We start from the raw sequence: 19,222 nt of genomic DNA, 5'->3' as shown, positions 1-19,222 counted from the left end.
TTCTCAAGGAACGGACGCTTCCTTCGGTCCCGTATCACCGGGGCCCTCCGGGCGCTTCCCTTCGTTTACTTCTTCTGTCTCGCTGTCTTGCGTTTCCGACTCTATCAGACTCTTTCGTGTCCGATTCCCGGTCGAAGCGGGTCTCGCATCCCGCCTTCCAGGTCCTTCGCTTTCGCGTTTTCCCTTTCCGGCGAGTCCGACTTTACCAGACTCTTTTTCGTTCCGTTTCCGGTCCGAATTCGATTTCCGGTGGCCTGCGGAGCGGCCTTGCCTTTCGGCGGATCCGACTTTATCAGAGATTCTGAGTCGGAATTCCCGCCCCGTTCGGGGTTCTCCAAGCGCACGAGTGCGCGCGGTGCTTCCCGTTCAGGCGGAGACGTAAACGTACTGGAGCGGGGCTCCTCGATGCAAATCGAGAGCCCCGCTCCAGGTCAGGCGGTCGTGAGGGGTCAGACCTCGACGACGACCGGAAGGATCATCGGACGCCGGCGGTAGGTGTCGGACACCCACTTGCCGACCGTCCTGCGGACCATCTGCTGGAGCTGATGGGGCTCCATCACGCCGTCCTGCGCCGACTTGTCCAGGGCTTCCTGGATCTTCGGCGTGACGGCCACGAAGGCGCTGTCGTCGATGCCGGAGCCCCGGGCCTGGATGTGGGGGCCGCCCACGATCTTGCCGGAGGAGCTGTCGACCACGATGAACACCGAGATGATGCCCTCGTCGCCCAGGATGCGTCGGTCCTTGAGGGAGGTCTCGGTGACGTCTCCGACGGAGAGGCCGTCGACGTAGACGTAACCGGCCTGGACCTTGCCGACGATCTTCGCCTTGCCGTCGATGAGGTCGACGACCACGCCGTCCTCGGCGATGACGATGTGGTCCTTCGGTACGCCGGTGAGGGCGCCCAGCTCGGCGTTGGCGCGCAGGTGGCGCCATTCGCCGTGGACCGGCATCAGGTTCTTCGGCTTGCAGATGTTGTAGAAGTACAGCAGCTCGCCGGCCGAGGCGTGGCCCGAGACGTGGACCTTGGCGTTGCCCTTGTGGACGACGTTGGCGCCCCAGCGGGTCAGGCCGTTGATCACGCGGTAGACCGCGTTCTCGTTGCCCGGGATCAGGGACGACGCGAGGATCACCGTGTCGCCCGGGACGATCCGGATCTGGTGGTCGCGGTTGGCCATCCGGGAGAGGGCCGCCATCGGCTCGCCCTGCGAGCCCGTGCAGACCAGCACGACCTCGTCGTCCGGGAGGTCGTCGAGGGTCTTGACGTCGACGACCAGTCCGGCGGGAACCTTCAGGTAGCCCAGGTCGCGGGCGATGCCCATGTTGCGGACCATCGAGCGGCCGACGAAGGCGACCCTGCGGCCGTATTCGTGTGCGGCGTCCAGGATCTGCTGGATGCGGTGCACATGGCTGGCGAAGCTCGCCACGATGATGCGCTTCTGGGCGTTCGCGAAGACCGTGCGCAGGACGTTGGAGATGTCCCGCTCCGGCGGCACGAAGCCGGGAACCTCGGCGTTCGTGGAGTCGGAGAGGAGGAGGTCGATGCCCTCCTCGCTGAGGCGCGCGAACGCGTGCAGGTCGGTGAGACGGCCGTCCAGCGGAAGCTGGTCCATCTTGAAGTCACCGGTGGCCACGGCCATGCCCGCGGGGGTGCGGATGGCGACGGCGAGAGCGTCCGGGATGGAGTGGTTGACCGCGATGAACTCGCAGTCGAAGACGCCGATGCGCTCGCGCTGGCCCTCGGTGACCTCAAGGGTGTACGGGCGGATCCGGTGCTCCTGGAGCTTCGCCTCGATGAGCGCGAGGGTCAGCTTGGAGCCGATGAGGGGGATGTCCGGCTTCAGGCGCAGCAGGTACGGGACACCACCGATGTGGTCCTCGTGGCCGTGCGTGAGGACGATGCCCTCGATGTCGTCCAGGCGGTCCCGGATCGTGGTGAAGTCCGGAAGGATCAGGTCGATGCCCGGCTGCTCCTCCTCGGGGAAGAGGACGCCGCAGTCGACGATGAGCAGGCGGCCGCCGTACTCGAAGACCGTCATGTTCCGGCCGATCTCGCCCAGGCCGCCGAGCGGGGTGACCCGCAGGGCGCCCTTCGGGAGCTTCGGCGGGGTACCGAGTTCAGGATGCGGATGACTCAAAAGACTCTCCTTACCACGCGCGCCACGTACCGCTGAGGCACGTGGCGCGCATGTCATTCGTGCACTTGCTGTTGTCTTGGGGTGGTGCTCGATGCGAGTCGCCTCGCGTATTCAGTTGTGAAGTCCGTGTTCAAAGAGGTCGGTGCCTAGAGCTGTACCCCGCCGGCGGCGAGATCGATCTTGAGCTGGGCCGTCTCCTGGGCGCTGAGCTCCACCAGCGGCAGGCGCAGCGGTCCGGCCGGGAGTCCCTGGAGGGTCAGGGCGGCCTTCGTGGTGATGACGCCCTGGGTGCGGAACATCCCGGTGAAGACCGGGAGCAGCTTCTGGTGGATCTCGGTGGCCTTCTGGACGTCGCCGCTCGCATACGCGTCGATCAGGGCCCGCAGCTCGGGGGTGACCATGTGGCCGACCACGGAGACGAAGCCGACCGCGCCGACCGAGAGGAGGGGCAGGTTGAGCATGTCGTCGCCCGAGTACCAGGCGAGTCCCGATTCGGCGATGGCCCAGCTGGCACGGCCCAGGTCGCCCTTGGCGTCCTTGTTCGCGACGATCCGCGGGTGGTCGGCCAGCCGGACGAGGGTCTCGGTGTCGATCGGCACCCCGCTGCGGCCGGGGATGTCGTACAGCATCACGGGCAGGCCCGTGGAGTCGGCGATGGCCGTGAAGTGCCGGAGCAGGCCCTCCTGCGGCGGCTTGTTGTAGTAGGGCGTCACCGCGAGCAGGCCGTGGGCGCCGGTTCGCTCGGCCGTCCGGGCGAGCTCGACGCTGTGCCGGGTGTCATTGGTGCCGATGCCGGCGACGACATGCGCGCGGTCGCCGACCGCTTCGAGCACCGCCCGTACGAGCTGGTCCTTCTCCGTGTCACTGGTGGTCGGGGACTCACCGGTGGTGCCGTTGACGATCAGGCCGTCATTGCCTGCGTCCACCAGGTGGGCGGCGAGCCGCTGGGCGCCGTCGAGGTCGAGAGCGCCGTCCGCCGTGAAGGGCGTGACCATAGCGGTGAGGACCCGCCCGAAGGGGGTCTGCGGAGTGGAGATCGGAGCCATGGGTAACACGCTACTCGCTGCTCAGCGCGCGGGGTCCCCTCGGGGGGACGGGGAAGAGGAGCCCGGCACTGCCTGCTCGGGGGTTCAAGCAGTGCCGGGTCCGTTTGATCAGCCTAGATGAACTTCTCGAAACGCCGCAATACGGACACCGCCTACGGGGCTACCCGTCCATTTTTGTTGAAGGCCGCATGAGTGAGCGGCATGAGCCGCTCCCAGTGGGCTTCCATCTGCTCGCCGACCATCTCGATCTCGCGCTGCGGGAAGGACGGAACCTTCGCCAGCTCGTGCTGGGTGCGCAGGCCGAGGAAGTGCATCAGGGAGCGTGCGTTGCAGGTGGCGTACATCGTGGAGAAGAGGCCGACCGGCAGCACCGCACGGGCGACCTCGCGGGCCACGCCCGCGGCAAGCATCTCCTGGTACGCCGCGTAGGAGGCCCGGTAGGACTCCTCCATGGCGCGGGTCGTCAGGTCGTACTGCTCCTCGGTGCCCTCGACGAACTCGTACTTGCCGGGACGGCCCTGCTGGACCAGCTTGCGGGAGGTTCCGGGGACGTAGAAGACCGGGTCCAGCTCCCTGTAGCGGCCCGATTCCTCGTTGTACGACCAGCCGACGCGGTGCCGCATGAACTCGCGGAAGACGAAGATCGGGGCGCTGACGAAGAACGTCATCGAGTTGTGCTCGAACGGGCTGCCGTGCCGGTCCCGCATGAGGTAGTTGATGAGCCCCTTGGAGCGCTCGGGGTCCTTGGTGACCTCTTCGAGCGACTGCTCGCCGGCGGTGGAGACCCGGGCGGCGAACAGCACGTCCGCGTCGCGCGCGTCGCTCTTCACCAGCTCGACGGTGACGTCACTGCGGAAGTGGGGCTTTGCGGGTTCGGGGGTGTCGGTCACCGACAGGGGTCCTTCCAATGGCGTCGCTCGGGCGGCGACCACTTTACGGGCCGGGCGGACGGGGCATGCACGCGGCGGCCTCGGGCAGCCGTTCGTGGAGTCCTTCAAACGTTACGGCGATTCGGGGCACCGATCGGGCCGTTCGTACGTCTGACTCATTAGCAGCACCCGTCACTGAGATCAAGGAGAGTTTCCTCATGTTCCGCCGGCGTGAAGCCGTCCCGTTCTCGTTCGTCGCCGAGTCCGACCGATTCCGCAGCAATGTCACTCCCCCGCCCGCGACCCGTGCCACCGTTCCCGAACTTCTGGGGCGGTCCCTGGTCGGGCTCACCGTGGTCGCCGGCCTCGTGGGCTCCCTGCTGCTGGGGCTCCCGGCTCTCGAATCCCCGCAGTCCCCGGCGCACGGCAAGCAGTCCGAGGCGTCGCAGGGCCGCTGACCCGTACGCCGCTGACTCGTACGGACCCCCTGGGGTGGTCGGGCCGGTGGCACTCTCGGTAGCCTCACCGGGCACAGCAATCGAGCGTGCTTGTGAGTGAGGATGAGTCGTGCCCCTGCCCTTTCTGACGGCCGACCGCGCATTCGACGCGAGCGCGGAGGACGTCGCGCTGCCGTTCGACGACCACGACAGCTGGCGGCGGCCCTACCGCCCCGGCCCGTGGCGGGTCGCGGCGGCGGCCACCCTGTTGTTGCTGGCCTCGTTCGTTCTGCTCGCGGCCATGATCATCGGGGTGGCCGGAGCGCCTTCGGGCGCCACCGTGTGTCTGGCTCTGGCCGGTGCGCTGATCGCCGCCGCCCTGCGACTGCTGCGGGTCGGCGCGTGGGTCAGCCGCCACGGAGTGCGGCGCGTCGCGTTCTTCCGGACCACCACGGTGGCCTGGAGCGGCACGTCCGCGGTCCGTACGGTCCAGCAGCCCGTGAAGTGGATGGGCCTTCCCCGTACGGTCCAGGGCCAGGCGCTCGTCGTGGTCCGGCAGAACGGTGAGACGCTGCCGCCGCTGACCACCGACCACAACGCGGACTTCCTCGGGCGCGAGGAGGCGTTCGAGCGGGCCACGGACGCGGTGGAGGCCTGGGCGGACGAGTACCGGCAGGGGTGAGCCCCTGCCTGCCGCGACCTGTACGTGAGTGAGCCCGGGACCGTGATCGGTCCCGGGCTCACTCGCGTACGTCGGGGAGGACGTCCTCAATCTCCGGACGGGCCGGGAGCCGCGGACGGGCTGAGCACGGGGGACGGCCTGGACCGGTGCAGTGCGATCGCCCTCTGCATCGCCTTGCGGGCTCGCGGGGTGTCCCTCGCGTCCTGGTAGGCGACCGCCAGCCTGAACCAGGTGCGCCAGTCGTCCGGGGCGTCCTCGGTCTCCTCGCGGCGCTTGGTGAAGACCGCGTCGGCGGCGTCCCGGTCGATCCGGCCGGACGGCGTGCGGGCCAGGTCGTCGACCGGCAGGCCGCCCTCCGCGTCCAGCTCGGCCGCCAGGGCGTTGGCGCGGCGGACGAACTGGGTGTTCTTCCAGAGGAACCAGACGCCGATCACCGGCAGGATCAGCACGGCGACCCCGAACGTGACCGTGACCAGCGTGCCGTGCCGGATGAGCATCAGGCCGCGGCTGCCGACCAGGACGAAGTAGAAGACCAGGACGGCGGCCGTGACGATGTAGGTGATCTTTGCGCGCATGGTGGGCTCAGTCAGTTCAGGTCGAGGAAGTGTTCCAGGCCGAACGTGAGGCCGGGAGTGGTCACCACACGGCGGACGCCGAGCAGGATGCCCGGCATGAAGCTGCTGTGGTGGAGGGAGTCGTGGCGGATGGTGAGGGTCTCGCCCTCACCGCCGAGCAGCACTTCCTGGTGGGCCAGCAGCCCGCGGAGCCGGATCGCGTGGACCGGGACGCCGTCGACGTCCGCGCCGCGCGCGCCGTCCAGGGCGGTGGTGGTGGCGTCCGGCTGGGGCGCGCTGCCCGCCTTGGCGCGGGCCGCCGCGATGAGCTGGGCGGTGCGGGTGGCGGTGCCGGAGGGGGCGTCGACCTTGTTCGGGTGGTGGAGTTCGACGACCTCGACGGACTCGAAGTAGCGGGCGGCCTGCTCCGCGAACTTCATGGTCAGGACGGCGCCGATGGAGAAGTTCGGGGCGATCAGGACGCCCGTCCCCGGGGAGTCGTCCAGCCAGGTGGTCAGCTGCGCGAGCCGTTCGTCGGTCCAGCCCGTGGTGCCGACGACGGCGTGGATGCCGTGCCGGACGCAGAAGTCGAGGTTGCCCATCACCGACGCGGGGGTGGTGAGCTCGACGACGGCCTGGGTGCCGGTGTCGACGAGGGTCTCCAGCTTGTCGCCCCGGCCCAGGGCCGCCACCAGCTCCAGGTCGTCGGCGGCCTCGATCGCGGTTACGGCCTCGGAGCCGATGCGGCCCTTCGCACCGAGAACGGCTACGCGCAGCTTACTCATGGTGATTCCTTAAGGGATTAGGAGACCGCTTCGTGGAGGCGGTCCGCCTGCTTGTCCTTGAGCGGGCCGATGACCGAGAGCGAGGGGCGCTGGGTGAGGAGTTCGCCCGCCACCTCCCGTACGTCGTCGGGGGTGACCTCCGCGATGCGCGCGAGCATGTCGTCGACGGACATCTGCTCGCCCCAGCACAGCTCGCTCTTGCCGATACGGTTCATCAGCGCGCCGGTGTCCTCCAGGCCGAGGACGGTGGAGCCGGAGAGCTGCCCGATGGCGCGGGCGACCTCGTCGTCGTCCAGTCCGTGCGTGGCGACCCGGTCCAGCTCGTCGCGGCAGATCTTGAGGACGTCGTGGACCTGGTTCGGGCGGCAGCCCGCGTACACGCCGAAGAGGCCGCAGTCGGCGAAGCCCGAGGTGTACGAGTACACGCTGTAGGCCAGGCCGCGCTTCTCCCGGACCTCCTGGAAGAGGCGGGAGCTCATGCCGCCGCCGAGGGCGGTGTTGAGGACGCCCAGCGCCCAGCGGCGCTCGTCGGTGCGGGCGAGGCCCGGCATGCCGAGGACCACGTGGGCCTGCTCGGTCTTGCGGTTCAGCAGCTCGACCTTGCCGGCGGTGCGCAGGGTGCGGGAGCCCTCGCGGGGCGCCATGGGGACGGCGTCGTGGCGGGAGAGCGCCCCGGCGCGCTCGAAGGCCCTGCGGACCTGTCGTACGACCGTGGCGTGGTCGACGTTGCCGGCGGCGGCGACGACGAGGTGCGTGGGGTCGTAGTGCTTCTTGTAGAAGCGGGCGATCTGGCCGCGGTTCAGCGCGTTGATCGTGTCGACGGTGCCGAGGACCGGTCGGCCCAGGGGGGTGTCGCCGAGCATGGTGTGCGCGAACAGGTCGTGCACGCAGTCGCCCGGGTCGTCCTCGGTCATCGCGATCTCTTCGAGGATGACGCCGCGCTCGGCGTCGACGTCCTCGGGGGCGATCAGCGAGCCGGTCAGCATGTCGCAGACGACGTCGATGGCCAGCGGCAGGTCGGTGTCCAGGACCCGCGCGTAGTAGCAGGTGTACTCCTTCGCCGTGAAGGCGTTCATCTCGCCGCCGACCGCGTCGATCGCGGAGGAGATGTCGAGGGCGGTGCGCTTGGCCGTGCCCTTGAAGAGGAGGTGTTCGAGGTAGTGGGTCGCGCCGTTCAGGGTGGGCGTCTCGTCGCGGGAGCCGACGTTGGCCCAGATGCCGAAGGTGGCGGACCGGACGGAGGGCAGGGTCTCGGTGACGATCCGCAGACCGCCGGGGAGGACGGTCCGGCGGACGGTGCCGATGCCGTCCTTGCCCTTCAGAAGCGTTTGGGTACGGGCGACGGCCCGCGCCTCGGAGGAGGCGCGGGCCGTCGTCGCGGAACTACGGGACGTCACTTGTCGGTGTCGTCCTTCTTCTCGTCCTCTTCGCCCTCGATGACGGGGATGAGGGAGAGCTTGCCGCGGGAGTCGATCTCGGCGATCTCCACCTGGACCTTGGCGCCGACCGCGAGCACGTCCTCGACGTTCTCCACGCGCTTGCCACCGGCGAGCTTGCGGATCTGCGAGATGTGCAGCAGACCGTCCTTGCCCGGCATGAGCGAGACGAACGCACCGAAGGTGGTGGTCTTGACGACCGTGCCCAGGTAGCGCTCGCCGACCTCCGGCATGGTCGGGTTGGCGATCGCGTTGATCGTGGCGCGGGCGGCCTCGGCCTGCGAGCCCTGCTGGGCACCGATGTAGATGGTGCCGTCGTCCTCGATCGTGATGTCGGCGCCGGTGTCCTCCTGGATCTGGTTGATCATCTTGCCCTTGGGGCCGATGACCTCACCGATCTTGTCCACCGGGATCTTGACGGTGATGATCCGCGGGGCGTTCGGGGACATCTCGTCCGGGACGTCGATGGCCTCGTTCATGACGTCCAGGATGTGCAGACGCGCGTCACGGGCCTGCTTCAGCGCGGCGGCCAGGACCGAGGCGGGGATGCCGTCGAGCTTGGTGTCGAGCTGGAGCGCGGTCACGAACTGCTTGGTACCGGCGACCTTGAAGTCCATGTCGCCGAAGGCGTCCTCCGCACCGAGGATGTCGGTGAGGGCGACGTAGTGGGTCTTGCCGTCGATCTCCTGGGAGATCAGGCCCATGGCGATACCGGCGACGGCGGCCTTGAGGGGCACACCTGCGTTCAGCAGCGACATGGTGGAGGCGCAGACCGAGCCCATGGACGTCGAGCCGTTGGAGCCCAGCGCCTCGGAGACCTGGCGGATCGCGTAGGGGAACTCCTCGCGCGAGGGCAGCACCGGCATGATGGCGCGCTCGGCGAGCGCTCCGTGGCCGATCTCGCGGCGCTTGGGCGAGCCCACGCGGCCGGTCTCGCCGACGGAGTACGGCGGGAAGTTGTAGTTGTGCATGTAGCGCTTGCGGGTCACCGGGGAGAGGGTGTCCAGCTGCTGCTCCATACGGAGCATGTTGAGGGTGGTGACGCCCAGGATCTGGGTCTCGCCACGCTCGAACAGCGCCGAGCCGTGCACGCGCGGGATGGCCTCGACCTCGGCGGCGAGCGTACGGATGTCCGTGACGCCGCGGCCGTCGATGCGGACCTTGTCCTTGATGACGCGCTCGCGGACCAGCTTCTTGGTCAGCGAGCGGTACGCGGCGGAGATCTCCTTCTCGCGGCCCTCGAAGGCCGGGAGGAGCTTCTCGGCGGCGATCTCCTTGACGCGGTCCAGCTCGGCCTCGCGGTCCTGCTTGCCGGCGATGGTGAGCGCCTGCGTCAGCTCGGAGGTGACGGCCTTGGAGAGCGCCTCGAAGACGTCGTCCTGGTAGTCCAGGAAGACCGGGAACTCGCCGACCGGCTTGGCGGCCTTGGAGGCCAGGTCGGACTGGGCCTTGCAGAGCGCCTTGATGAAGGGCTTCGCGGCGTCCAGACCGGCGGCGACGATCTCCTCGGTGGGAGCCTCGGCGCCGTCCTTGACGAGCTGGATGGTCTTCTCGGTGGCCTCGGCCTCGACCATCATGATCGCGACGTCGCCGTCCTCCAGGACGCGACCGGCGACGACCATGTCGAAGACGGCGTCCTCGAGCTCGGTGTGCGTCGGGAACGCGACCCACTGGCCCTTGATCAGGGCGACGCGGGTGGCGCCGATCGGGCCGGAGAAGGGCAGGCCCGCCAGGATGGTGGAGCAGGAGGCGGCGTTGATCGCGACCACGTCGTACAGGTGGTCGGGGTTGAGCGCCATGATCGTCTCGACGATCTGGATCTCGTTGCGCAGGCCCTTCTTGAAGGAGGGGCGCAGCGGCCGGTCGATCAGGCGGCAGGTGAGGATCGCGTCCTCGGAGGGCCGGCCCTCACGGCGGAAGAAGGAGCCGGGGATCTTGCCGGCCGCGTACTGCCGCTCCTCGACGTCCACCGTGAGGGGGAAGAAGTCGAGGTTGTCCTTGGGCCGCTTGGAAGCGGTGGTGGCCGACAGCACCATGGTGTCGTCGTCCAGGTACGCGACGGCGGAGCCGGCGGCCTGCTTGGCCAGGCGGCCCGTCTCGAAGCGGATGGTGCGGGTGCCGAAGGTTCCGTTGTCGATAACGGCCTCGGCGTAGTGGGTCTCGTTCTCCACTAGTGATTTCTCCATACTCGTCGTCTTTCGTCCTCACGCCCGTGTGGCGGGGGACGGTGCGGGAGAGGCGCACCGTGGATGCGGGCCGGTCTTCGATCGAAGCTCCCGGGCATGTTCCCGGGGGCCACTACCGAGGACCGGCGGCGGCGTCGTCGCGCCTCTCCCTCGTTCTTGCGTCGCGCGTGTTCGTCGCGCTGGTCGTGCGGGTGTCGCTGCACCCAGGTTACTGAGCTTGACACCGGTCGTGCACGTACGGCAAAGGGAGCGGTCCCCTCGAACGCGGGCACCGCTCCCTTTCCACAGCGTCCTTACTTGGCGCCGCCGGCCGCGCCGCGGCGGATGCCGAGGCGGTCGACGAGCGCACGGAAGCGCTGGATGTCCTTCTTGGCCAGGTACTGCAGGAGGCGGCGACGCTGGCCGACCAGGATCAGCAGACCACGACGGGAGTGGTGGTCGTGCTTGTGCGTCTTGAGGTGCTCCGTCAGGTCCGAGATCCGGCGGGAGAGCATGGCGACCTGGACCTCGGGGGATCCGGTGTCACCCTCCTTCTGGGCGAACTCGGACATGATCTGCTTCTTCGTAGCGGCGTCGAGCGGCACGCGTACTCCTCTTGATGTTCGAAGCGCCCACGAGTGCCCCTGGTCTTGATCTCAGGGGAGCTTCCGTGACTCGGAGGCGAAGGTCCGATGAGCGCAGCCCCCAGGATGATCCGAGGACGCGTACACAAACGGCCACTGGACAGAGTACCAGCCATTCGGGTCACGCCTCGCCGCTGGTCAGCCTGTGCCCGATCAGTGTTCACCGCTGGTCAGCCGGTGCTCGCCGCTGATCAGCCGCTGTCCTTCGGCGATCGGTCGGCGCCTGTCGACGCCTTCCGATGATCAGCTGGTGAGGGCGCGGATCGAGTGGTAGACGTCGAAGACCGCGAGGCAGAGCGGGAGCAGCGTCAGCAGGACCACCGTCTCCGCGATCTCCAGGAAGCGCCCCCAGAACGGGGTCACCCCCTTGCGTGGCACGATCAGGCCGATGGCGGTGATCAGGACGGCGACGCCGGCGACCGCCGCGGCGAGCCACACCGTACGGATGTCGAGTGCGGCGCCCTCGCCGCGCAGCGCGTCGCGCACCATGGCGGCCGGCGGGTTGAGGGAGAGCCCCAGGCCCAGCAGGACGAGGGAGCCGAGGCCCGCGGCGAGCGCGCAGCCGACCTGGGCCGTGTAGCGGAACAGATGGGCGCGCATCAGCATGGCGACCCCGGTGGCCAGGGCGAGCAGCTGGCCCCAGACGTTGTTCGAGAACCCCAGCACCGCCGCGGCCGCCACGGCCACCAGGGCGCAGCCGCCGACCAGGCCGAGGAGCAGTTCATGGCCGCGCCGCGCCTGGGCGGCGAGGCGCACGGCGTCCACCGGGCCCGTGGCCGCGGGCTCGGAGGTCCCGTAGTCGCCGACCGTGGTGCGGGGCGGCTCGAATCCGATGGGCAGCCGGGCGAAGCGGGTGGAGAGACCCGGCAGGAAGGCGAGGGCCCCCACGGCGAGCGGGGAGCAGACGGCGGCGGCCTCGATCGGCTTCATGTCGCTCAGGATCGCGACGAAGGTGACCAGGAGGCCGACGGCGCTGGCGAAGACGAACGCGACGAACGGCCCGTCCCCGCCGGGCGCGACGATCATCAGAATGACCGCCACGACCAGGACCGCCGCACAGGCGAGCAGGAACTGGAGCCGTCCGATGCCCTGACCGGCGCTCGGCGGAAGCAGGCCGGAGCCGGCCACCGCCGCGTTCACCAGGGCGCCGGTGCCGAGCGCGATCGACGAGGCGCGGTCGTCGTACACCCGCGCACGCACGCAGGCGAAGGCGAGCAGGAGCAGGGCGACGACGGCCGCCAGGATGCCCGGCAGGCCGTGCATGTCGTGGAGCGGGTCGGCCGTCCACAGCACGAAGCCGAGCAGGGCCAGCAGGACGGAGCCGCCGAAGAGGCCGGCGCCGCGCATGAGTGCGTCACCCCAGAGCGTGCGGTCCTTGGCCACGGCGGTGGCCACGGCGTCCGAGACGTCGTCGAAGACGGCGGGGGGCAGTGATTCGGAGAAGGGCCGCATCGACAGCAGCTCGCCGTCGAGGATGCGGTGGCCGGCGAGTGTGCGCGCGCTGTCCAGGACGGTGCCGTCGCGGCGCACCAGGTGGTAGCCGACCGGTGCGCCGGGTGCGGGGCTCTGTCCGGACAGCCGGAGGATCTCGGGATACAGATCGGCTACGGGGATGTCCTCGGGCAGGGCCACGTCGACCCGGCTGTCGGGCGCGACGACCGTGACCCGGCAGAATCCGGTGCCGCTGCCGGACGGGGTCCCGTGACTTTGCCGACCGGATCCGGTGGCTGCCGCTTGGGCCGTCATGGTCACCTGGTGCTCCCCCTACTACTGGCTTGACTAGCTTGTTCTGCGCTCTTTGTTCTGCGCTTCCACGGCCGTTCGCCCTGTTGCCGCTGTCCTGCTCTGTGACTGCTGTCGTGCTCTGCTGCTGTCTTGCCCTGCTGTTGTCCGGCTCTCTTGCTGGTTGCTGCTGTCCTGCTCTGCTGCCGCCGTCCGGCCTCTGCCGCTGTTGCGCACAGCTGTCGCCGCGGCTCCCGCCGACCGGATCTCCGCTGCCCCGCTTCCGCCGGGCCACGTCCGCTTCCGTCGGAAACACACCGCCGGGACCACGGATCGCACCGCACGTCCCGAATGACCGTCTTCTCTCGACAGTTAGCGGATGCGTACACGCGTCGCGACACCCTACCGCCATGGGACCGCCGTCACGCCAGTAGGATCCTTCCCGCGGATGGAGCCCGTCGCCACGGGGGCGCCGATAGGAACACTTCCGTCCGGCAAGGGAATTGGTGAGCTGTGAGCCAGATCGTCGTCAAGCGCCCACCGCGGGCCCTGCCCACCGAAGTGCCGGTCGAGCAGGTGCAGTTGCAACCTCCGCCGGAACTCCCCCGGGGCCAGCAGGAGGGGGCGCTGATGCAGCTCCTGCCGATGCTGGGCATGGGTGGTTCCGTCGTCTTCTTCTTCATGACGCCGAACCCGATCATGCGGATCATGGGCATGATCATGATTGCCTCGACGTTGGCCATGGCCATCGCGATGCTCGTGCGGTACCGGCGGGGCACTCAGGGAGAGCTGGCGGATCTGCGCCGCGACTATCTGAAGTACCTGACGCAGACCCGGCGCACGGTGCTGAAGACGGCCCGCAAGCAGCGGGACGCGCAGTTCTACCTCCACCCGTCCCCCGAGCAGCTGTGGGCGCTCGTCGCCGAGGGCAGCCGCGTGTGGGAGCGGCGTGCCGGTGACGCGGACTTCGCGCAGGTGCGCATCGGGCTGGGCAGCCAGGAGCTGGCCACACCGCTCATCGCGCCCGAGACGGCGCCCGTGGACGAACTGGAGCCGCTGGCCGCCGGGGCGATGCAGCAGTTCCTGGCGACGCACTCCACGCTGGACGGTCTGCCCATGGCCGTCTCGCTGCGGGCGTTCTACCACCTCACGATCAGCGGCCACGCGGATTCCGCGCGCTCCGCGGCGCGGGCCATGGTCGGCGGGCTGGCCTCTCTGCACTCCCCGCAGGACCTGGTGATCGCGGTCGCCACCGGTGCGGAGGCCGCGCCGCAGTGGGAGTGGGCGAAGTGGCTCCCGCACGCCCAGACCTCCGGGCCCGTGGACGGTGCGGGGAGCCGGCGCCTCATCACCACCAACGCCCTGGCCCTGGAGGAGTTGCTGGCGGGCCGCCTGGAGGGCAGGCCCCGCTTCCAGCCCGGCGGCCAGCCGCTCCTGGAGCAGCCGCACGTCGTCGTGGTCCTGGACGGTGAGTCGGTGCCGCCCATGTCGGTGCTCGCCTCGGCGGAGGGCCTCCAGGGTGTGACGGTCATCGAGGTGGTGCCGGGTGAGGTCACCGGGTCCCGCGGAGGCCTCTCCGTCGTGGTGCAGCCGACGTCGTTGCAGCTGGAGTCGGGCCAGGGGCTCGTCTACGACGGCCTTCCGGACCTGCTGAGCTACGAGGCCGCCGAGGCGCTCGCCCGCCAGTTGGCCCCGCTGCACATGGCGACGGGCGGGGACGACGACGAACCCCTGCTGGCGAACCTGGAGTTCACCGATCTGCTGAACCTCGGGGACGCCGCCTCGATCGAGGTCAGCCGGACCTGGCGGCCGCGCTCGCAGGCGGAGCGGCTGCGGGTGCCGATCGGTGTGGGCGAGGACGGTTCGCCCGTGATGCTGGACCTGAAGGAGGCCGCCCAGGAGGGCATGGGCCCGCACGGTCTGTGCGTCGGCGCCACCGGTTCCGGCAAGTCCGAGCTGCTGCGTACGCTGGTGCTCGGTCTCGCCGTCACCCACACCTCGGAGACGCTGAACTTCGTTCTCGCCGACTTCAAGGGCGGCGCGACCTTCGCCGGTATGGCGCAGATGCCCCATGTCGCGGCCGTGATCACCAACCTCGCGGACGACCTGACGCTGGTCGACCGTATGGGTGACTCCATCAGCGGTGAGCTCAACCGCCGGCAGGAGATGCTGCGCGACGCGGGCAACTACGCCAACATCCACGACTACGAGAAGGCGCGCGCGGCCGGTGCGCCGTTGCAGCCCATTCCCTCGCTCGTCCTGGTCATCGACGAGTTCAGCGAACTCCTCACCGCCAAACCGGACTTCATCGAGATGTTCGTCCAGATCGGCCGTATCGGCCGTTCGCTGGGTGTGCATCTGCTGCTGGCCTCGCAGCGTCTGGAGGAGGGGCGGCTGCGCGGTCTGGAGACGTATCTGTCCTACCGGGTGGGTCTGCGGACGTTCTCGGCGGCCGAGTCCCGTGCGGCGATCGGTGTGCCCGACGCGTACCACCTGCCCAACGTGCCCGGTTCGGGGCTGCTCAAGTTCGGTACGGAGGAGATGGTCCGGTTCAAGGCCGCGTACGTCTCCGGGGTGTACCGCTCGGGCGCGCACCGGGCCGCCGCGCCGGGTGCGCCGCTGCCGGTGGACCGCAGGCCGGTTCCTTTCACGGCCGCGCCGGTTCCGGTGCGGTACGTCCAGCCGGCCGCGCAGCCCGGAGGCGTACCGGATCAGCGCTCGGCGCAGGACGACGCGCTGGCGGACACGGTGCTCGATGTGATCGTGCGCCGCCTGGAGGGCCGTGGAGCCTCCGCCCACCAGGTGTGGCTGCCGCCGCTGGACAATCCGCCGTCGCTGGACGAGCTGCTGCCCGGGCTCTCCCCGGTGCAGGGCCGGGGGCTGACGCAGCCCGGCTTCGAGGGATCGGGCCGACTGGTCGTGCCCCTGGGCGTCATCGACAAGCCGTTCGAGCAGCGGCGCGACACCCTCTACCGGGACTTCTCCGGCGCCGCCGGCCATATGCAGATCACCGGAGGGCCGCAGTCGGGGAAGTCGACGCTGCTGCGGACGCTGATCGCCGGCTTCGCGCTCACCCACACACCGGAGGAGGTCCAGTTCTACGGCCTCGACTTCGGTGGCGGCGGCATGTCCTCGATCGCGGGTCTGCCGCACGTCGGCGGCATCGCGTCCCGCCTCGACCCCGAGCGGGTACGCCGTACGGTCGCCGAGGTGTACGGCATCATGGCCCGGCGCGAGGAGTACTTCCGCAGCGCCGGGATCGACTCCATCGCCACGTTCCGCAGGCTGCGGGCGCGCGGTGACATCTCCGCGACGGACCAGCCGTGGGGTGACGTGTTCCTGGTCATCGACGGGTGGGGCAACTTCCGCGCGGACTACGAGGCGCTGGAGGCGGCTGCCACGGACATCGCGGCACGCGGGCTCGGTTACGGCATCCACCTGATCGTCACGGCGTCGCGTTCCATGGAGGTGCGGGCCAGCCTGAAGGACCACCTCATGAACCGCCTGGAGCTGCGGCTCGGCGACGTGATGGACTCCGAACTGGACCGCAAGGTGGCGGCCAACGTGCCCGCCGGGGTGCCGGGCCGCGGCCTGACCCCGGAGAAGCTGCACTTCATGGCGGCGGTGCCGCGCATCGACAGCATCAACTCCGACAGCGACCTCTCGGAGGCCACCGCGGCGATGAACCAGGAGGTCGCCCGCCACTGGACGGCCGCGCCCGCCCCGACGGTGCGTCTGCTGCCGCGTGCGCTGCCGGCGGGCGAGCTTCCGGCCGGCTTCGCGGTACCGGAGCGCGGCGTCGCCTTCGGCATCGACGAGAACAACCTGGAGCCGGTGTTCCTGAACTTCGAGCAGGACCCGTTCTTCCTGGCGTTCGGCGAGAGCGAGTCCGGGAAGTCCAACCTGCTGCGGCTGCTCATCAAGCAGCTGACCGAGCGGTACGACGGCGATTCCTGCAAGCTCTTCGTCATCGACAACCGGCGTTCGCTGCTCGATGTGACCCCGCGGTCGCACCTGGCGGAGTACATCCCGATGTCCAACAACATGGAACATCACATGGCGGCGCTGCACGATCTGATGAAGCGCCGCACACCGTCCGCCGACGTCACGGCGCAGGAGCTGCGCGACCAGAGCTGGTGGCAGGGCCCCACGGTGTACGTCGTCATCGACGACTTCGACCTGGTCTCCACGTCGAGCGGCAACCCGCTCTCGGCGATCACGGAGCTGCTGCCGTTCGCCCGCGACGTGGGCGTCCGCTTCATCATCGCCCGCAACACGGCGGGGGCCAGCCGGGCCCTGTACGAGCCCTTCCTCCAGCGCATGATCGAGCTGGGCGCGCAGGGCGTGATCCTGTCGGGCGATCCGAACGAGGGCGACATCCTCGGCAACGTACGACCGCGCCCGATGCCTGCGGGCCGGGGCATCTTCGTCACCCGGCGCCGGGGGAACCCGCTGGTGCAGACGGGGCTGATGGAGGGGTAGCGACGGGTCGCGGAGGCAGAGGGGGCGGGGGCGGGACACACAGATGGTTCTGAGTGTCCCGCCCCCGCCCCCTCTGCCTCCGCCTGCGATTCGACGGTCTTGAGCAGGCCCGCCTCGGGAAACAGCTCAGGGTGGACACCTCCCGCGCGTGTCCACCCTGATGTGTTGTGCAGTGCTGTGGAGCTCTTGGTGCTGTGGAGCCGTGAAGCCGTGCTCGAACTCCGTTGCTCGAACTCCGTTAGAAGTTCGCTGCCGCCCGCTTGTCACCGCTGCGGTAGATGGGCGACGCCTCGCTGACCTTCCTGGCGATCTCATCGAGGTTGCCGCGGATGGCGTCGGCGTCCGTCCTCCACCTTTCCTGAGCGGCGGTGTAGGCGCGCTTCGCCTCGCCCTCCCACACCTCCGAGACCTTCGCGATCATCGACTGGATCTCCTTGAGGTCCATGTCGAGCTGCTTGGCCTGCTTCTTGATCTCAGCGGCCGCGAGATCCAGGCTCGCATAAGTGACGACCGTCGTACCGTCGTTGTTTCCCATGTGGTCCTCCGCTTCTTTCGAGTTACGCGATGAGGGTCAGAAGCTGTTCAGGCTGGAAGACTGTTCCTTCGCAGCGGTGTTGTGCCCGGCGACAACGTCCACACCCGCGAGGGCCTGGCGGATCTCGTCCTCGTTGTCGCCCGAGATGGTGCGGGCGGCCTTGATGGACTCCTGGAAGCGGACAAGCTGCTTGGCCAGGCTGACCATGCGGTTGTTGATCTCGGTCTGCTTCTGGTTGAAGTGGTTGGCGCCGATGCCCTTCCACTTGCCTTCGAGGTTGTCGATCGTCGCGTGGAGCTGCCGGAGCTGCCCCTTCACCGAGTCGAACTTGATGCTGAGGTCACCCTCCAGCTTCAGAAGCGCGGCATCTGAGACCTTCTGATCTGCCATGGTTCTCTTTCCCTTTCGGTTGGTTCTGCAAGGCCGGCATGGGTCGCCGGCCGGTACATGCGGAACGTGCGGGTCAAGCGGCCTTACGCCTGCGGACCACGGCGTAGGCCACTCCTCCGAGCACGACCACAACTGCGGCCACTCCGAGGATCAGGCCCAACTGGCTTTCGTCCCCCGAGGACTTGGTTCCTTCCGCCGCTACGGGCTTGTCGCCTTCCGGGCCGTTCTTGGCGGGCTGCGGCGAGGCGGAGGCCGAGGCGTCGGGCTCGGAGGACGCGGCGGCGCCGGTCGTCCTCTCCTTGGTGAGCGGGCTGACGTCCGGGTCGCCGGGGTCGCCCTTGCCCTTGAGGACGTTCATCGAAGGGCGGATCAGGCCGTGACCGAGGTACTTGCTGGTCTCGCCCTTCTTCCAGTCACGACTGGCCGTGTCGAAGAGGACGTTGAGCACCTGGTTGGCGGTCCAGTCAGGGTGGAGGGACCAGACGAGGGCGGCGGAGGCGGAGGCGATGGCGGTGGCTGCGCTGGTGCCGCCGTCGCCGTCGCAGTAGCTCTGGAAGGAGTTGTCGCACCACCCGGGAACGTCGCTCCCCGGGGAAGCGATGTCTACCGCATCCGAGTGGCTCGAAAAGGACGAAACTCTACCTTTACGGTCTGCTGAAGCCACACCCACTGCCTCGGCGTATGAGCCCGGATAACTTTGGATATTTTCTCGCTCCCCCTCGTTCCCGACGGAAGCAAGGAACAGCTTTCCCTTACTTTCAGCATATTCGACCGCTTTATGCTCCGAAATCTCTCGACCCTCACTGCCGAAAGACATGCTGATGATTTGTGCATCACTGTCGGCCGCGGCTCTGATGGCATCCGCGGAGTCGCTGAAGACGGTGGAGCGCTTCTTCATCAAATCGGCGTCACTCATACGGATAGGGATGATCTTGGCTCCCGGGGCAAGTCCTTTCAGACCTCCCCCCTTGCCGGTCCCTGCGATCAGCTCAGCCATCGTCGTACCGTGACCGTGGTAATCATCGGTCTCGTCACCCGGTGCCCCAGTTACGTCGACCCCCTTGAGAACCTGCCCACGCAACGACGGCGTGGACGAGTTCACACCGGTGTCGATGACAGCGACTTTGATGCCTTCGCCGGTCGTGACCTTCCACATTTCCTCAGCCTGCATGGCGCTGAGGTACCACTGCTTCGACTGTGTATCGGCTGCGGCAGGCTGCGCCGCACCGACGAACACCACACTCCACGAAGCGGCCACAGCCAGCGCGCCGAGCACACGCACACGCCTCCGAGCTCGGCCCATTCCTGCTGTCATCCCGGCTTCCGTACCTTCCCTGGGG

General features: G+C 68.7%; 15 protein-coding genes. 3 read left to right on the top strand and 12 right to left on the bottom strand.

Going from position 1 to position 19,222, the window contains the following annotated elements:
- Positions 1-449: 449 nt before the first annotated feature.
- The 3 genes from OG245_RS28490 to thyX form a co-directional block, all read right to left on the bottom strand.
- Positions 450-2,135, bottom strand: a complete 1,686-nt coding sequence (locus tag OG245_RS28490) for a ribonuclease J (protein ID WP_164611654.1) — start codon at positions 2,133-2,135, stop codon at positions 450-452.
- Positions 2,136-2,281: 146 nt separating this feature from the next.
- On the bottom strand, positions 2,282-3,181 hold the full coding sequence (dapA, locus tag OG245_RS28485; RefSeq protein ID WP_371626248.1) for a 4-hydroxy-tetrahydrodipicolinate synthase: 900 nt from the start codon (positions 3,179-3,181) through the stop codon (positions 2,282-2,284).
- Positions 3,182-3,333: 152 nt separating this feature from the next.
- A complete protein-coding gene (gene thyX / locus OG245_RS28480; RefSeq protein WP_371626247.1) occupies positions 3,334-4,071 on the bottom strand; it encodes an FAD-dependent thymidylate synthase in 738 nt (245 codons plus the stop codon).
- A 197-nt stretch (positions 4,072-4,268) separates the two neighbouring features.
- Here thyX and OG245_RS28475 point away from each other — a divergent pair, with 197 nt between their 5' ends.
- Both OG245_RS28475 and OG245_RS28470 read left to right on the top strand, forming a co-directional pair.
- Entirely contained in the window at positions 4,269-4,508 is a 240-nt protein-coding gene (locus OG245_RS28475; RefSeq protein WP_371626246.1) for a hypothetical protein, read from the top strand.
- Between the two features lie 109 nt (positions 4,509-4,617).
- Positions 4,618-5,169, top strand: coding sequence for a hypothetical protein (locus OG245_RS28470; RefSeq protein ID WP_371626245.1), 552 nt, complete (start codon positions 4,618-4,620; stop codon positions 5,167-5,169).
- Positions 5,170-5,255: 86 nt separating this feature from the next.
- Here the strand turns inward: OG245_RS28470 and OG245_RS28465 are convergent, their stop codons facing one another.
- From OG245_RS28465 to eccD, 6 genes are all read right to left on the bottom strand, one after another.
- On the bottom strand, positions 5,256-5,744 hold the full coding sequence (locus OG245_RS28465; RefSeq protein ID WP_371626244.1) for a hypothetical protein: 489 nt from the start codon (positions 5,742-5,744) through the stop codon (positions 5,256-5,258).
- An 11-nt stretch (positions 5,745-5,755) separates the two neighbouring features.
- The gene (gene dapB / locus OG245_RS28460) at positions 5,756-6,508 is read right to left on the bottom strand and encodes a 4-hydroxy-tetrahydrodipicolinate reductase (protein WP_371626243.1); all 753 of its coding nucleotides are present in this window, start codon (positions 6,506-6,508) and stop codon (positions 5,756-5,758) included.
- A gap of 17 nt (positions 6,509-6,525) precedes the next feature.
- Positions 6,526-7,905 carry a M16 family metallopeptidase gene (locus OG245_RS28455; protein ID WP_371626242.1) on the bottom strand — a complete coding sequence of 460 codons (1,380 nt, stop codon included), beginning with the start codon at positions 7,903-7,905 and terminating at the stop codon, positions 6,526-6,528.
- Entirely contained in the window at positions 7,902-10,115 is a 2,214-nt protein-coding gene (locus OG245_RS28450) for a polyribonucleotide nucleotidyltransferase (RefSeq protein ID WP_371628013.1), read from the bottom strand. Before OG245_RS28450 ends, OG245_RS28455 begins: the two co-directional genes overlap by 4 nt.
- 308 nt (positions 10,116-10,423) lie before the next feature.
- Entirely contained in the window at positions 10,424-10,714 is a 291-nt protein-coding gene (gene rpsO / locus OG245_RS28445; RefSeq protein ID WP_003965855.1) for a 30S ribosomal protein S15, read from the bottom strand.
- 282 nt (positions 10,715-10,996) lie between these two features.
- Complete coding sequence (gene eccD / locus OG245_RS28440) at positions 10,997-12,499, bottom strand: type VII secretion integral membrane protein EccD (RefSeq protein WP_371626241.1); 1,503 nt, start codon at positions 12,497-12,499, stop codon at positions 10,997-10,999.
- A gap of 489 nt (positions 12,500-12,988) precedes the next feature.
- On the opposite strand from eccD, the gene eccCa reads away from it, so the two are divergent.
- Positions 12,989-16,957, top strand: coding sequence for a type VII secretion protein EccCa (gene eccCa, locus OG245_RS28435; protein WP_371626240.1), 3,969 nt, complete (start codon positions 12,989-12,991; stop codon positions 16,955-16,957).
- Between the two features lie 238 nt (positions 16,958-17,195).
- On the opposite strand, the gene OG245_RS28430 is transcribed toward eccCa, so the two are convergent.
- From OG245_RS28430 to OG245_RS28420, 3 genes are all read right to left on the bottom strand, one after another.
- Positions 17,196-17,492, bottom strand: coding sequence for a WXG100 family type VII secretion target (locus OG245_RS28430; RefSeq protein WP_371626239.1), 297 nt, complete (start codon positions 17,490-17,492; stop codon positions 17,196-17,198).
- Positions 17,493-17,528: 36 nt separating this feature from the next.
- Complete coding sequence (locus OG245_RS28425; RefSeq protein WP_371626238.1) at positions 17,529-17,882, bottom strand: WXG100 family type VII secretion target; 354 nt, start codon at positions 17,880-17,882, stop codon at positions 17,529-17,531.
- Between the two features lie 73 nt (positions 17,883-17,955).
- Positions 17,956-19,197 (bottom strand): S8 family serine peptidase, encoded by a 1,242-nt coding sequence (locus OG245_RS28420; RefSeq protein WP_371626237.1) that lies wholly within the window; start codon positions 19,195-19,197, stop codon positions 17,956-17,958.
- Positions 19,198-19,222: the final 25 nt, after the last annotated feature.

Origin of the sequence: Streptomyces sp. NBC_01116, assembly GCF_041435495.1 — a bacterium.
GTDB lineage: Bacteria > Actinomycetota > Actinomycetes > Streptomycetales > Streptomycetaceae > Streptomyces.
Note: the sequence above shows the minus strand (reverse complement) of the source record. Positions and strands in the feature narration are given on the sequence as shown.

Coding starts and splice junctions, on each gene's coding strand:
- dapA (WP_371626248.1), bottom strand. CDS start 3,181: ATGGCTCCGATCTCCACTCCGCAGACCCCCTTCGGGCGGGTCCTCACC.
- OG245_RS28475 (WP_371626246.1), top strand. CDS start 4,269: ATGTTCCGCCGGCGTGAAGCCGTCCCGTTCTCGTTCGTCGCCGAGTCC.
- OG245_RS28465 (WP_371626244.1), bottom strand. CDS start 5,744: ATGCGCGCAAAGATCACCTACATCGTCACGGCCGCCGTCCTGGTCTTC.
- dapB (WP_371626243.1), bottom strand. CDS start 6,508: ATGAGTAAGCTGCGCGTAGCCGTTCTCGGTGCGAAGGGCCGCATCGGC.
- eccD (WP_371626241.1), bottom strand. CDS start 12,499: ATGACGGCCCAAGCGGCAGCCACCGGATCCGGTCGGCAAAGTCACGGG.
- OG245_RS28430 (WP_371626239.1), bottom strand. CDS start 17,492: ATGGGAAACAACGACGGTACGACGGTCGTCACTTATGCGAGCCTGGAT.
- OG245_RS28425 (WP_371626238.1), bottom strand. CDS start 17,882: ATGGCAGATCAGAAGGTCTCAGATGCCGCGCTTCTGAAGCTGGAGGGT.
- OG245_RS28420 (WP_371626237.1), bottom strand. CDS start 19,197: ATGACAGCAGGAATGGGCCGAGCTCGGAGGCGTGTGCGTGTGCTCGGC.